We start from the raw sequence: 15,185 nt of genomic DNA on the forward strand, positions 1-15,185 counted from the left end.
TGTCATCCACCGAATCCACCGGACGGAAAGACACCGCGACTTCAGAGGTGCGATATCACCACGTCAACTCCCGCCCGTGTCGCATTCTCGTTTTCTCCGGCCGAGGCGACGAACACCCAGAATGAGTTGTCCCCCGGGCCGGGACGGCATGACGCCGACACGAAGGCGCCTGCCCGCGAGCCGGACACATCGTTTCCCCTCCTCAGGTTGGCGAATCCTAGGTTGTTCATGGTCGCTAGTGCGATGGTCAGACCATCGTTCGGCGACTCCGGCGCGATATTCAGGAGCTTGCTCCCGACAAACAAGAAGGGCATCTCGGTCCTCCCCCTTTTCTGGCGGTGAATTTCTGGTCAGAGCAACGTAATTCGCGTCGCCTTGAGCACGAACGACTGGGTGAATAACCCGCCGTTTTCCAACCCGACTTCGATGAGCCAAGCGCGCGAATTGCGCTGAGGTCAGTATGGGCAGCCCCTGCAACTCGAACACGAGTACCGGGCTACTCCATTTCGACGCTTGGGCCACCAGCAGACAGCGGCTTGTCGATCTGAGCTCGCCGGAACACACGGTGTAGCAGATCGCCCGCGAAACGGAAAGTGCAGTAGTGAACTACTCGCACATCTTCGACTCCGCGTTGATATGACTTTGTTGTCACGAGTTGGAGTGAGGGTGGATGATGCGATGAGCAACCTCTTCGATGACCTGGCACCGGCCAGGCATGGGGTCGCGGTATCCCCGACCATCGAGGCGTTTCTGTCTGGTCTGCAGGTATCCAATGACGTGGTCGACGGGAACAACGTGCACTCCGGGACCGCTCAAGGCACGGTCAACACCAAGCTGCTCGGATTCTTCACTGTCGACTTGGCGCGCTTCGGTCCGAATATCGGGTATCGGTGGAAAGCGCTGCCCGGAGGCGGTTTTCAACTCGACCTACTCCTCGACGACCTGCCCGGAATAAAGAACGCCTTGACGTTGGTGGATCCCAACACGGTACTGGTCGCCGCGCGTCGCGAGACTGAACCTGACCCGGAGGGCGGACAGCCGCGAGAATGGTTGACAAAGACCGGCGACCCGGTCGACCTGCACGCCGACCTCTGCCTTCGCGTCCACGGCACCCCCACCGCGGCGGCCACGATCACCTGGCTGAAGTTCGAACTGGGTCAGGACCCCCAAGATGACGTGTTCGTGCTGAAGCCGACCCCGACTCAGATCCTGTTCGGAGACAGCGGCTTCGGTATCGACATCACCGATGGGATCATCGTCGACGACTCCACCATCGCCTCGGCGCCGGGTTCCCCTTCTCCTGAGTGGACCGGCCTGGCCATTCGCAACGCCAAGCTCTACGTTCCGCGGGACATCCCGCTGATCGGCGGGCACGCCATCGATTTCGACCTGCGGCTGGGCACTCCCGGTGGGCTGGCGGCCTCGGTCGAGGCAACCATCGCCGCTGCCGGTACGCGCCCCCAAATCGACGTACGGATGCAGTGGCAAGACCCCGCCGCCTCCTCGCTGGCCGACCTACTGCCCACCGCGATCGAGGCCACCGCCAAATTTGGTGTCGCAGGCCGAGACGAAGCGGCGCCCGGCCCCGGCGGCGGCGCGTTCACCCTCGCCGGCGGTGATCCGCTGACGGTGCGTGTGCGCTGCTCGCGCGCACTGCAGCCGGCCGCGGCGGTCGCCTTCGAAGTGTCTGTGGATGCGGCCGGGCCAGACGGCCTGGTCAAGGCCACCGGTACTGATGCCGGTGGCAAAGCGGTGGTGACCGCGGCGGCCTTGGCCACCGCGCTGATCGCCGACTCCGAGCTCGGGGCGAAGAAGCCGCCCAGCGGAGACGAGTCGGGGATCTGGTTGCATGAACTACTCACCGCCGCGGGTGCGGCCAGTGCTTTCTTCGACTCCGCGGGCAAGGTGGTCATCGACCGTGCTTCGGTGGCGCTGTCCACCGCCGGCGCGGGCCAGGCCATGCGGTTGAGTGTCGACTATCTCGTCGACGTCAAGGTGAGCACGTTCAGCATTGGTAATGCGATGCGTATCGCCATGGCTGACAATCGCCCGATGCGGATCCGCTACCGCAACGTCGCTGTCGAAACGACCGGCCAAGATCTGGCGTCGATCCATCTCAGCTTCGCCAACGCCACGCTGGATGTGGAGGACCCGGGCGCCTGGATCGTACAGACACCAGGTTCATTGCTGGATATCCTCGGCACCCGATCCGGCCACGGATCACTCTGGTACGAAATCGATCTGAAGTTCAATGCCGATCTGGGCCCGATCACCGTCAGCGACGCCACGGTGCGCATCACCGCTGACGGCAACGGACACGTCGACCTGCAACTGCGCGGCTTGGGTGTCGACATCGACACCGCCGCACTGACCGGGCACGGCGCAGCCAACATCACCGACGACGGCTTCAGCGCTGACATCTCTGCCCAGATCGGCGCACCGCTGGGAGTGGGAGCCCGAGTCATCTTCGTCTACAAAGGCGGAACGAGCTTCCTGCTGGATGTGACCGGCTCACTGCCCGGTGCGATTCCGTTGGGGCCGACCGGACTTGGTCTTTACAGTCTCGGCGGCATGTTCGGCCTGAACATGCGCCCCGTACTGCCCGCCGGGGGTGACGACATCGTCGAGCGGCAGCTGCAGTGGACTCCCAACGATACGGTGCCCGATGCCGGCGCGATGATGCTCGGTCTGCAGGCCGGTGTGGGCACCCTCTACGACCTCGCGTTCACCTTCAGCGCCACCGGCAAGCTCATCGTCACCGTGCCCGATCCGTCGTTCCGCCTCGCAGTCAATGCGCGGGTCCTACACACCCCGGACTTCCTGAACACCCAGAACAGTCCCCTCAAGGGACTGATCGTCATCGACGAGGACGGGATCACCGTCGGCGCCAGGGGCAATTTCGTCATCGACTCCGATCCCCCGCAGCTGGTAGAGGTGAAAATTCCGCTCGACGCCAGGCTCCCGTTCGCCGACCCGTCGTCCTGGTACTTCCGGCTGGGCTCAGACGGAATGCCCGGCCGTCCCCCAGGCCCGATGACTGCCAAGGTGCTACCCAAATTGTTCGACATCGGGGCATCGGCCTACCTGATGGTGCAGGGCGACACGATCGACAAGCTGGGCGGCACGTCGATCACACTCCCTGGCCCGGCGATCGGCTTCGGGTTCGCCGTCAGCCTGAACTGGGGTGTGCCACCTGTCTGGCTGCAGCTCTCGGCACGCGCCGCGGTCGGAATGGCCACCAACCCGTGGTTTCTGGCCGGATCGGGAACGATCGGGGGCGCCTTGCATTTGGGCCCGTTCTCCATCGGCGCGCATGCCGACCTGGCGCTGCAGCTCGGGCCCGGCGACTTCCTGGCCGCCGACTTCCGGGTGTGCGGCAGTATCGACCTGTGGTTCACCGAGATTGAGGGTTGCGTGGACCTTCACATCGGGCCCGACAAGCCCAGCGCCGCCGTGCCCCCGCCCGCCCCGTGGCGGCCGCTCAGGATGTCGCTGTCGGATCGGCACTATGTCGAGGTGGGGCAGGGCGCTGCCGGCGCCGATGACGCGCCGACGGTGTGGCCGGACGTGGTGCCCATTTTGCAGTTCGATCTCGGACCCAACCTTGCGAACTTGAACACCGCGTTCGCAGGTGTGGACAGTCTGCACGCCAGCGGTCAGACCGGCAACGACAAACTGCGTTACACGCACTATCTGAACAGTGTCGAGCTGTGGCGTGTCGACGGTGTCCCGGCGTTGCTCACCACCAGTTTGGAGGCGGCGTGGCAGCAGCCCAAACAGGCCGAGGTCGGTGCCGGTGGCACGGGAAATCCCTGCGGAGCAAGGGAGTTGGCCCTGCTGACTCACCGGTCGGACATGTGGGCACATCGACGCAGCGACGGCGCCGCCAACACTGCACCGGGTGTCGATCCAGTCACCGCGACCGCATCTGCCTGCCGGGTGCCGCACTCTGCGATGCCCGGTTGGGCGCTCGGCGACCTCGCGCAGCCCTCGCCGACCGGGTGGACGTTGCCGGCCGCACCTGAACCCGGTACCCACATCTCACGGTTCACCGCCGCAGTCACGTTGAACCCCTGGGGACGCGGTCTGCCGCTCAGCGAAGCTGGGATGGCGAGCTTGATCCCTGCACAGTTCACCTTCCGGCCGGGGTCGGTCGTCCCCGTCGATCCCATCACCATCGAGGGGCGGTCGTTCGAGGCCGCGCTGGGGCTGCCGATGATCAGGTCGTATCAACCACTCGGCGACAGCCTGAAGGCACTCGGCCTTGAAGAACCCATCTCTCTTACTGTCGTTGCCGACACGAGTTTGCGTGAGGCGGAGCTGTGGGTGATCCTCGATGGCACCTTCCCCGAACTCGTCGACCAAATCGCAATTGTCGACATCGATTCCGGTGCTGACTGGCTGTTCACCAATGCAGCAGATCTGCCTGACGGTCGGCTGCGGGTCGGCTACACCGCTCCGACCACCACCCGTGGCGCTCGCCTCCGATACCCGCTGCTGCAGGGCATCACCGTTCTGGGGCTGCACGGCACCAGTTGGGACGCGTTCAAGGACGCCAAGGCCGCAGCCAAGAGTGCCACCGATGCGGCCAACACCGTCGACCAGCACAACAATGCCCCACCGCAGTTCCGCACCCCACTCAAGCTGGATCCCGATGCTCTGTACCTGGTCCGTGTGGTCACCCAGACCGCGGGCCAGACAGAACAAGGCGCCGCGCAGCAGCCCCCGGTCCCGCCCACGCTCTTCCCCGAGGAGGTGCAGGAGTACTTTTTCCGTACCGCGAAACTCCCGCCCCCGGGCGCGGTGGTGGTGCATCATCCGCCCGTAGCGGAACTTGCCTGGCGGGAATTCGCCTGGGAGCAGGCCGTGTTCAAGACCGACTATCTGGCACGGTATTTGAAGAGCTACAGCCCGGGTGATCGCACCCAGTGGTGGTATCTCGACGACGATCTCGTGGCGAACTTCGACGTCGATCATGTCGACCAGCTGGCCAGCCTGTACGGGTATCGGTTGGATCTGGCGTGCCAGCGCACCGATGGTCCGCCCCGCAGCGACACCCACCCGGCGCCGTGGCTGGTGGTTCTGAATCCAGCGGTATGGCAGGACCTCACCGATACCGACATTCTCGACTCGCTCGGCCAGCGCTACCTCGCCATCGATACCGCACACAGCTGCCCGGTGCCGAAGTCAGGAGCGAGCTTGAAAGCATCCACCGATGACCTGCAGCCGCTGGCGACCTATCAGCTCAACATCGGCTTCGTCGGCAACCACGTCGACGGCCAAGCCGACCCGCCACCGGCAGACCCGTTGCCGGGCATCATCTTCAGCACATCGCGTTACCGCAATCCCGATGACCAACTCGCCGACCTCGGATTCCGGTCCCCACCCGGCGCGCCGCACGGATATCTCAGCATCACCCCCGCCGTCCTGCCCGAGCCCCAGATCTCGGATGCCGCACTCGCCGCGGCACTGACAGCGCTCGGCATGGAAGGGTGGCCGCTGCCGACATCCGGCCGCACATCGCTGCTGTGGACCTCCAACACGAGAAACCTCGCCGGCGTTCTGGTCGAATCCCCGGAGCCGCTGGCCCGGCAAGGCCGGCTCGACGTCACCAGCTTCCAGGTCAATGGCGTGAACTTCGGCGGACGGTACGGCGATTCGTCGCAATGCCGGTACCTGTTCACGCCGCCGGCACCGCTGGTCATCGCGCCGTCCCAACCGGTCACGCTGACCTTGGCCTACACCGACGCAGGCACCGTCAAGACCGCCACCTGCACGACAACCAGCCCAGCTGCCGGCGAGGTGCTCCTGTGAAACCGCAAGCCTTCACCCCAGAATCTCTGTTCCGCGTCTCGGGCCTCGCGGTGCGCGATCCCGCCGACGATCCCTACGTCGCGACCGGCGCGCATCTACGCGCGTGGGTCAACCCTGCTATCGGATTCCCCTTGCGCGGCTTCACCTTCATCCCGCTGCGCAAGGACGCCCTCGACCCCGAGAACCGCATCCTGGTGCGGCCGCTGCGCGTCTTCTGGTGGATCTACGACGACAACGGCACGGTCCAACCGCTGGGCACCGATCCCGAGATGGCGATCAAGCCCGACCGCCCCCTCTACGGCGACATCCTCGGCCCCGACGAAGAGGGCAACAAGGATCCATGGATCAGCTGGATTCGGCTCGACATCGAAGAATTCAGCCCAGTGCAAATCTCGGTGATCGGTCGCGCTGGAGGCAATCAGGAACGAATACTGCTGTCGCGCAGCCGAGCTCCGTTCGCCCTGGCCGCATCCCGCATCCGCCGCATTCGCCTCGTCGGTGACGGGATAGCACGCAACGTGGTCGGCCTCGATGCAAGCCTGATCAACCGCGAGTACGTCGATCCTGCGGCCGACAAAGTCCGATTTCTCCTGCCACTCGACAACGTGTCGCCGTGGGCCGACCCAGTGGTCGATTCCGGCGCAGGCATCGACCGGGCCGTCGCCGGTGCCCCACGGCACACCGGGCCGGCCGACCTACCCACCGACCGCGCCGCCGACGCCGACGATGAAGCAGCGCGGGTGGACACGCTCATCGCAGACATGGGCATCACTTCAGTGCGATCGCTCCTGCAGCAGGCCTACTCCGATCCTGGCTCCTATCCCGGTAGGCACCGCACGCCGCTTTCCATCCCCAACCGCGCGCAACAGGCCACCACTGAACTCGGCACCATCCAGACCCTGATCACCGCCGCCACCGATCCGGGCATCGCACGCTGGCTCGGACTGTCCTGCCCGGTGCAGGCGGACGTCGGCGACGACTCCGTGCCGGTCGCGTGGATCGCTGTCGGGGTGTGGGCAGCCGACCCTGCCGCGACGGTCGCTGCAGGCAGTCCGAACACCACCGTCGCCCACCTCATCGCGGCGATGAAGTCTGCAGGCCCAGACGCCCAGGCGATGAACTCATGGCTGCCGGCCGGCGCCCCGGTCGACCAACCGCTGCTCGCCTCGCGGGGCCTGCAGCAACTCGTGCTGGTCACGCCGGCGGTCATCGGCGCCCTCCCCGATCCCCCTGCGCCACTGGCCTTGGCTGCCGACGGCCCCGCCCAGTGGACCGCGGCCAACACCTACCGTCAGGACATCGCCATCCTCGGGCCGCCGCCGGCCGGACCAGTCGCCTTCACCCGTTCAGACAATGGCGCGATCCACTCGCAGCACGCGTTCATCGACGTCGACGGAACCCCGCGGGCGCTCACCCTGCTGCCCGGCCGCCGCGACCTACCCACCGGATGCCAAGGCACATTGGTCGATTCGAGCGTGCCCGCCGACGTCGGCCCGGTGAGCTGGCAGGTCGCTGAAGGTGACGAGTTCGGCCGATGGGGCCAACCCGGGACGCTTCACGCGACACCGCCACCGCGGCCACCGCTGCCCGCACCGCGTCCTGAAGCGCACTACTTCGCCGACTATGACCTGCGAGACGCGCCCCCAGGCGCACTCTCACCGGGAACCATCACCGTCGAGGTCGATGTGCCGCCACCGGACGCGCTAGGTCCCGGCACTGCGCCGATCACCCAGATAAGCGTCGATGGTCACATCGTGAACGCCCCGTTCCCGGGCGACCGGGTGAAGGTGAGTTTCCCTGCCGCGCAAACACAGACCGGCGAGATCGCCGACCAGGTCGTCACCGCGACTTTCAACCCCAATACCGCCGACAGCCGTTCAGCCACGGCGCGTGTGCGCGTTGTCGATCCGCGCCGGCCACGACCACTGAGCACCGCCCCGCGCATCCTGTGGTCGTCACGACGGGATCCGGTGGGCCGCGCGCAAATCGACTTGTCGTGGCCGACCGAGCCAGGCCACGCCGCCTACAACGTCTACCTCGCCGACGAACAGGTCGTCACCGCACAACTCGACGTTTTTCCCGAATCCGCCAACCGAGCCACCCGGGCCGCCGCACTCTACGACCACCAGCACGAACCGATGAAGCGCGAATCGTTCACTCTGCTCACCCCGGTACCGCTATCCGCAGGCGGGACAGTCCGATTCACCCACAGCATCCCCGGTTCCGTGCAAACACTGCAGTTCGTCCGGGTGGTGCCGCTGACCCATGCGCAGGTGGAGGCGTCGTTCGATGGCTGCGGACTCACAGCGGTGGCCGTACCCGGCAGCGATCAGCCGCCCTCACCGGTAGTGCATATCGACACCAAAGACGGTGGACTGAGCGTGCAGGTCCAGGCGTACGGCATCAACGGCACGGTGATCGCGCGCCTCGGGAGCCAGTCCCCACCGCAGTACCGGGTGAGCTGCGCGGCGGCCGCATCCACCTCCTACCTCTACGGTACGGAGGTCGACGAAGGCGCCCTTGTCCCCGTCGACGGTTCACCCGATACCTACCGGGCAGATATTGCCCCCGAAAAGCTCGCCGTTCTACCCGCATTCGTCACAATCGCGGTCACCGCGCAGGTGCGCTACCCGGCAGAGGTCTCAACCCGGCCCGGCGCGGCGCCACTGCCATCGCCGATCGCGAACACCGGCGGGCTCATCGACGCTCACCCGTGCGAGTGGAGCGCCCCCAGCGCGCCGGTATCTGCCATGGTCACCGCACCTACGCCGGCCCTGCATGCGACAGTGCATCGCGACGCCGCCGGGGGCGGTCTCGAGGTGACCTTCACCGGGCTGCCGACTCAGCATGCCCAACAGATCGCGCCTTGGCGCCTCGCCCTGTGGCGAAACACAGCAGACGGCGAACGTCACTGGCTCACCCCGGGCGACGCCGACCTCACTGTGCTCCCACCAACGCCCAGCGGAGTCGACGGTTGGGCGTTCATGTCAACCGAACTGCACATCCGCGACTCGCACGCTGATGCCGTCGGCTACGCAGCTCTTCTGATCAATCCGCTGGGGCAGGCAGGTCCATTGACGGAATTTGCAGCCGCTGACTAAGGCCGCGCTACGCTCCCACCCGGGCCACCGCCGCGGCCAGCTTGGCCTCGGCGATCCGGTAGATGCCGTCGAGCGCGGAGTCCTCGACGCTGAGGTACTCACACACCAGTTCACGTGCCACTCCGGCGTCGCGGAGCCGCAATGCCAGCGAGTACGGCAACGGAAGTTGCCGCAACGCCTGTTCCTGCAAGTCCCCCTCGTCGGCCATCGATCCAGGATGCGACGGTTCCACTGAACCGGTGTGAGTACCGCGATACCCGAATCAGTCGCGATGCCGCCGCGGTAGCAGCGCGATCAGCTCGGCTCTGGTGGATACACCGGTTTTTGCCATCGCACGGTAGATGTGCCCCTCTACGGTGCGGATCGAGAGGCGTAGCCGGTCGGCGATCGCACGACTGGACAACCCGGCACCGATCAGCATCGCGATCTCACGTTCGCGGCCGGTCAAGGGCAGACGTTCCGCGACGGCGAGCAACGCCGGCGTGGCCGCACCACCGCATGCGTCGGCCAGTGCCGTCGCGCGCGCCGCCGCTGCCAGGGCGGACCCCCGCATGTCCTTGCGTCGATATGCCACCGCCGCGCGACCGGCCGCATCGGCCGCCGCGACCAGGTCGCCGAATGCCTCGAATTCTGTTGACGCCTTTGCCAACCCGTCGCCGTCGTCATGGGCGAGGGCCCGGCACAGCGCGGCGGCGGCACCGACCCGTGGCCCCTCGACCAGACCGGTCAACTCGTCGAGCCGTCGGGAGCGGGAATGGTCGCCGAACTGCGCCGCGGTCTGCAGGCACAACACCTCGGCCGCCAGTTGCCCGTTGTCCCCTGCGGTATCTGCCGCATCGAGCACGATCTCCACGGCCTCCGACACCGCCCCCTGAGTCGCAGCGACCCAGGCCCGGACCAGGGCATGCTCGTAGGCGAGGTAATGCCAACTGGGATGCCGACACTCGTCGAGTTCGACCACCGTGGAGTCGCCCGACAGACCACCGATGGCCAGAGCAGTGGCCCTGGGCAGATGAAAGCGATAGCCGAATCCGTTGGTCTCCCCCGCGGCCCGCATCGTCTCGACCACCGGATCCAGCAGTTCAGCCGCGGCGCCGAGCTGCCCGGCCCCCGCCGCGGCGCGACCCGTCAGCGCGACGCCGAACAGCTGCGCTGCCCCGGGCAGTTCGGCGGCCTGACGGCTCAGTTGCTCGGCTTCCTCACGCGCCTCACCGATCCGCCCGGCCAGTAGCAGCGCACCGATGTGCGCGTCGGCGATGACGAATCTCATGTGCGCGGCATCGAATGAACGCTCGGTGATGCGGTAGCCGGCCCGGGCGGCGGCGACCGCATCGTCGGCACGCCCTGCGTCGCCACACGAGACGGTCACGGCCCACGCCGTGACCGCACCCACGATGGCGGGCAGCGCATCGAGGTCCAGGCCGCTGGATGCTGTCGCGGCTCGCGCTGGACTTCCGATGGCAGCCCAGTACACCGTGTAGAACGCGTCGATGCCGGCCCGGGCAGCAGCCGGAATGTCCGCCGCCGCATCGTCAACGTGCCGCTTGGCGCCCTCCGGATCGGCCAGTGACCACAGCAGGTTTGACGCACGTAGGAAGGCCAGCCGGGCGCGGCCGTCGTCGTCGAGCTCGGCGGCCCCGATCGCACCGAGAATCGCGTCCGACTCCTCGCCCCGGCTGAGCCACGACAAGGCATGGGCGCGAATGAAATTCGCCTCTACGCCGGCTCCGGCGGAGATTGCCCCATGAGCCAGCCGGTCGGCCAGTGCCAGATCGGACAACCACACCGCGCCCTGTGCGGCCCGAGTCAGCAACTCGGGGTCGGGCGCGAGATCCGAATCGAGCATCAGTGCGGCTCGCCGCACCACCACCCGCATGGAGTCGCGGTCGTCCCGGTCGCCGAGCGCGGTGGCCACCAGCCCCCGCAGGCGGCGCAGCCGAGAACCCGGCACCCGGTTGCGCCGCACCTCGGCGTACAACGGGTGCGCCACGCGGACCTCACGGTCGGTGGGATCGATCGTGATCAGTCCACGAGCCTCGGCCGTCGCGACCGCATCGGCATCGGTGATTGCCGCCAGCCGATGCAGCTGGATCGGCTCGGCCACCGCCAGTACGTCGACCACCTCACTCACCGCCGGTGGCAGTGCACCGATCCGCGTCTCGATCAATTCGACCAGGCTCGGCGGGATCACCGGATCGCCGGCCCACCGCCAGTAGCCCTGCCGATACGCGAGACGTCCCTGCGCGACTTCCTGCTCGACGATGTTTCGCAGGTACAGCACGTTGCCCCGGGTCAGCCGCCACAGCCGTGCCGCTGCGTCCTCGTCCGGCGGGCCGTCGAGCGCGGCGGTCAACAGCCGCGTCGACTCGTCTCGGGACAACGGCTGCAGGTCCAACCGCTCGAACCGGCCGCGGTCGCACGCAGTCAGCACCTCGGCAGGTACCGGTGCACCCGTACGAACGGTCAACAGGAGCTTGGCGGCGCCGCGCTGGACGATCTGCTGCAGGACGAAGCCCGACAACCCGTCGAGCAGGTGTGCATCGTCGACGCACACGAGTACCGGCCGGCCGTCGGAGGTTCCGGTCAGGCCGTCAATCACGCGGCCGACGAGCGCCACACTGTCGGCGTCCGAGGTGCCCACCCACCGCGCGAAGGTTCCCAGCGGCAACCCTTGAGCGGCCGATGTTCCGACTGTCCAGCGCGTTTCGTGACCGCCGGTGTCTGCTACCGCGAGCGCTTCTCGGGCGATACGGCTCTTACCGACCCCTGCGCTTCCATAGATCACGATCCCGGACAGTTCGGTGGAGGCCAGCGCGGCATCGATCAGCCGGCTCTCCTCCAACCGCCCTGTCAGCGGCCAGGCGAGTCGCACGCATCGAGATTAGGCGGAGGTCCGGTCGTTAGCACGGGTAACGACGAACTTCGATGCCGCCAGCGATGCGGTGCGACCCCCGCGGGGTTATCGACCGGTGGTGCCGTCGATCAGTTCGCGCAGGATGTCGGCGTGACCGGCATGGCGGCCGGTCTCTTCGATCATGTGAGCCAGGGCCCATCGGGCGCTGGCCGCGGGGCGCCCCGGCCGGGATCGCGGAACGGGTGCCGCAAGATCGGTGCACTCGTCGAGTACCTCGTTGGCGCGCGCGACGGCTTCCCGGTACCGGGCGACGATGTCGGCGGCGCGGTCCGACCGTTCGACGGTGAACGTCGCCTGCCAGTCGGTGACGTCGTCCCCGAGAAAAATCCACCGTTCGACATAGGTCAGATGCTTCAGGAGGCCGAGCAGCGTGGTCCCCGACGGCACCGCCGATGTACGCGCCATCGGTTCCGGCGCGCCGTCGACCTTCGCAGCGATCGACGCCCGCAGATAGTCGAGAAACCCCCGCAATACCTCGGATTCGCTGTTGCCCGTCCGCGGCGGCGGACTGTCGTGCCTGCGGCGCTCGCTGGTATCCACCCTGCCCAGTATCTGCACGGCCGCGCCCGATGGCACGCGTCTTGCCGTTCCGGCAAGGCGCCGCTCAACCAGCCACAGCGGCGGGCCGCTCAACCAGCCACAGCGGCGGGCCGCTCAAGCAGCGACAGCGGCGGGCCGCTCAACCAGCCAGCGCTTGACGCGCGTACGCCCGCACATCGGCGTCGCTGTCCTCCAACGCGACGGTCAGCGCCTGACGCGCCCCCTCCGAATCCGCCCACCGGCTCAGGCTCAGCACCGCGGCCTTGCGGACATCGAGGTGCTGATCCTCGAGCGCCCGCGACAGGGTGGGTAGTGCCAACTCCGGCAAGGCCCCGGCCAGCGCCCGGGCCGCGCCCTGACGGATCTGCCAGGCCGACTCGGTGAAGGCCTTCTCGACGCTGACCACGTCGTCACCGGTGCAGCCGACCGCACCGAGGGAGGCCAGGGCGGCTGCCCGGACGAGCGGATCCGGGTCGTCGAGTGCCACCCGCACCGCATCGGCACCGGCCCGCAGGGTCGCCAGGCCGCCCACCGCGGCGATGCGCACCTCCCGGTTCTCGTCGGTCGTGGCTCCCGCGACGCCGGTGTGGTCGTCGACCGACACCAGGGCGCGCACCGCTTCGATCCGAACCCGGTGATCGATGTCGGTCGACGCGACCCGGTACGCCTCGGCGCCACCGACGCGCCGGGAACTCAGCAGGTAAACCGTCACGGCACGGACCACCGGGTCCGCGGACTCCAGTCGATCGGCGAAAGCGCCCGGATCCGGCAGGACCTCGACGAGTTCACGGACCGCGTCGGCGGTCTCGCGCCGCACCCCGGCGTCATCGTCTGCCAGCGCGGCCACCAACACGGGCTGGTACCCGTCGGGCAGATACTCGACGAGAGTGGCGACCGCGGTACGGCGCACACCGGCGTCCGCGTCGGTCAGGTAGCTGCTCAGTTCCTCCAGCGTGGGCTCCTCCAAGGCCAGCACCGCGGCGATCCGTGGCGACGGTGGCTGCCCGGAGTCGGTGGTCCGGACGCGGGACCGTTCGACAGCCGGGGCCCGGCCGCCGTGCAGGTGCGGCTGCTCGACCGTCGTCACCGGGTCCTGCGAGGTCAGATGGTCCAATTCGGGAACCGCGACGAAATACGGTGCCACCGGCCGCTTCACGAACTGCATGGTGCCGTCGTCGCCCTTGTAGAGGTTCAGGTGGTAACGCCACTGCTGGTCGTCCCGCTGGGGCAGATCTGCCCGCTCGTGGTAGAGACCCCAACGCGATTCGGTCCGGGTCAATGACGAACGCGCCGCCATCTCCGCGCAGTCGCGGATGAAGGACACCTCAGCAGCACGCATCAACTCGTGCGGCGTGCGGGCTCCGATCCCCTCGACCTCGGCCTCCATCCGCTCGAATGTCTGCACCGCGATCGAGAGCTTGGTGGCGGTCTTCGGCGGCGCCACATAGTCGTTGACGAACCGGCGCAGCTTGAACTCGACCTGCGGCTGCGGCGGACCGTCCGGGTGCCGCAGCGGACGGTAGATGAGCTCGTGAGCCTCGGCCACCTGATCGGCTGGAAGCTGCTCCGGCGCCGCCACTTCCGAGAGTGTCGAGGCCGCGTGCTCGCCGGCGAGGTCGCCGTAGACGAAGGCGCCGATCATGTAGTTGTGCGGCACGCACGCCAGGTCGCCGGCAGCGTACAGGCCGGGGACGGTAGTGCGCGCATGCTCGTCCACCCATACACCCGAGGCGGAATGGCCAGAGCACAAACCGATCTCGGAGATGTGCATCTCGATGTCGTGGGTGCGGTAGTCATGCCCGCGGTTGGCGTGGAACGTTCCGCGGGTGGGCCGTTCGGTAGTGTGCAGGATGTTCTCCAGCGTGGTCAGCGTCTCGTCGGGCAGATGGCTGACCTTGAGGTAGATCGGGCCACGGGCCGATTCGATCTCCTCTTTCACCTCGGCCATCATCTGGCCCGACCAGTAGTCGGAGTCGACGAAGCGCTCCCCCAGCGCATTGACCTGATAGCCGCCGAACGGGTTGGCCACATAGGCGCAGGCCGGGCCGTTGTAGTCCTTGATCAGTGGATTGACCTGGAAGCACTCGATTCCCGAGAGTTCGGCGCCGGCATGGTAGGCCATCGCGTATCCGTCACCGGCATTGGTCGGATTCTCGTAGGTGCCGTACAGATATCCCGAGGCCGGCAGTCCGAGACGGCCGCACGCTCCGGTGGACAGAATCACAGCCTTGGCCGCGACGGTGACGAATTCGCCTGTGCGGGTGTTGAATGCGACTGCGCCGACCGCTCTCCCCCCGTCAGTGAGCACGCGCACCGGCATGAACCGGTTCTCGATGCGGATCTTCTCCCGCATCGACCGTTGTCGCAGCACCCGGTACAGAGCCTTCTTGACGTCCTTGCCCTCGGGCATCGGCAGCACATAGGAGCCGGATCGGTGCACGCGGCGTACGGCGTACTCGCCGTGCTCGTCCTTCTCGAACTTGACGCCGTACCGCTCAAGCCGCTGCACCATGGCGAATCCGCGAGTAGCGGTCTGATATACGGTGCGCTGGTTGACGATTCCGTCGTTGGCCCGGGTGATCTCGGCGACATAGTCCTCGGGCTCGGCCTTGCCGGGGATGACGGCGTTGTTGACGCCGTCCATCCCCATGGCCAATGCACCCGAGTGCCGCACGTGCGCCTTCTCCAACAGCAGCACCTGGGCACCGTTCTCGGCCGCGGTCAAAGCAGCCATGGTGCCGGCGGTGCCCCCGCCGATCACCAGTACATCGCAGTCGATCCGGATCGCGTTTTCGACGTCGGGAATCTCGGTCAAT

Annotated in this window: 6 protein-coding genes; 2 read left to right on the top strand and 4 right to left on the bottom strand. The window is 67.2% G+C overall.

What is annotated here, in order from left to right; all coding sequences use genetic code 11:
- Positions 1–678 precede the first annotated feature (678 nt).
- On the top strand, positions 679–5,814 hold the full coding sequence (locus AC4ELS_RS23720) for a hypothetical protein (RefSeq protein WP_499049556.1): 5,136 nt from the start codon (positions 679–681) through the stop codon (positions 5,812–5,814).
- Entirely contained in the window at positions 5,811–8,915 is a 3,105-nt protein-coding gene (locus AC4ELS_RS23725; protein ID WP_499049558.1) for a hypothetical protein, read from the top strand. The genes AC4ELS_RS23720 and AC4ELS_RS23725 overlap by 4 nt, the downstream gene beginning before the upstream one ends.
- 7 nt (positions 8,916–8,922) lie before the next feature.
- Here the strand turns inward: AC4ELS_RS23725 and AC4ELS_RS23730 are convergent, their stop codons facing one another.
- The 4 genes from AC4ELS_RS23730 to AC4ELS_RS23745 all read right to left on the bottom strand — a co-directional run bounded on the left by AC4ELS_RS23730 (position 8,923) and on the right by AC4ELS_RS23745 (position 15,184).
- On the bottom strand, positions 8,923–9,123 hold the full coding sequence (locus tag AC4ELS_RS23730; protein ID WP_463792279.1) for a hypothetical protein: 201 nt from the start codon (positions 9,121–9,123) through the stop codon (positions 8,923–8,925).
- A 54-nt stretch (positions 9,124–9,177) separates the two neighbouring features.
- Positions 9,178–11,787, bottom strand: coding sequence for a helix-turn-helix transcriptional regulator (locus AC4ELS_RS23735; protein ID WP_499049560.1), 2,610 nt, complete (start codon positions 11,785–11,787; stop codon positions 9,178–9,180).
- An 87-nt stretch (positions 11,788–11,874) separates the two neighbouring features.
- The gene (locus AC4ELS_RS23740) at positions 11,875–12,369 is read right to left on the bottom strand and encodes a DinB family protein (protein WP_499049562.1); all 495 of its coding nucleotides are present in this window, start codon (positions 12,367–12,369) and stop codon (positions 11,875–11,877) included.
- A gap of 139 nt (positions 12,370–12,508) precedes the next feature.
- Positions 12,509–15,184, bottom strand: a complete 2,676-nt coding sequence (locus AC4ELS_RS23745) for a fumarate reductase/succinate dehydrogenase flavoprotein subunit (RefSeq protein ID WP_499049672.1) — start codon at positions 15,182–15,184, stop codon at positions 12,509–12,511.
- Position 15,185: the final 1 nt, after the last annotated feature.

Source organism: Mycobacterium shunyiense (assembly GCF_058270035.1).

Bases quoted from the DNA above. Each gene is read 5' to 3' on its own strand.
- AC4ELS_RS23730 (WP_463792279.1), bottom strand. From the start codon at position 9,123: ATGGCCGACGAGGGGGACTTGCAGGAACAGGCGTTGCGGCAACTTCCG.
- AC4ELS_RS23720 (WP_499049556.1), top strand. From the start codon at position 679: ATGAGCAACCTCTTCGATGACCTGGCACCGGCCAGGCATGGGGTCGCG.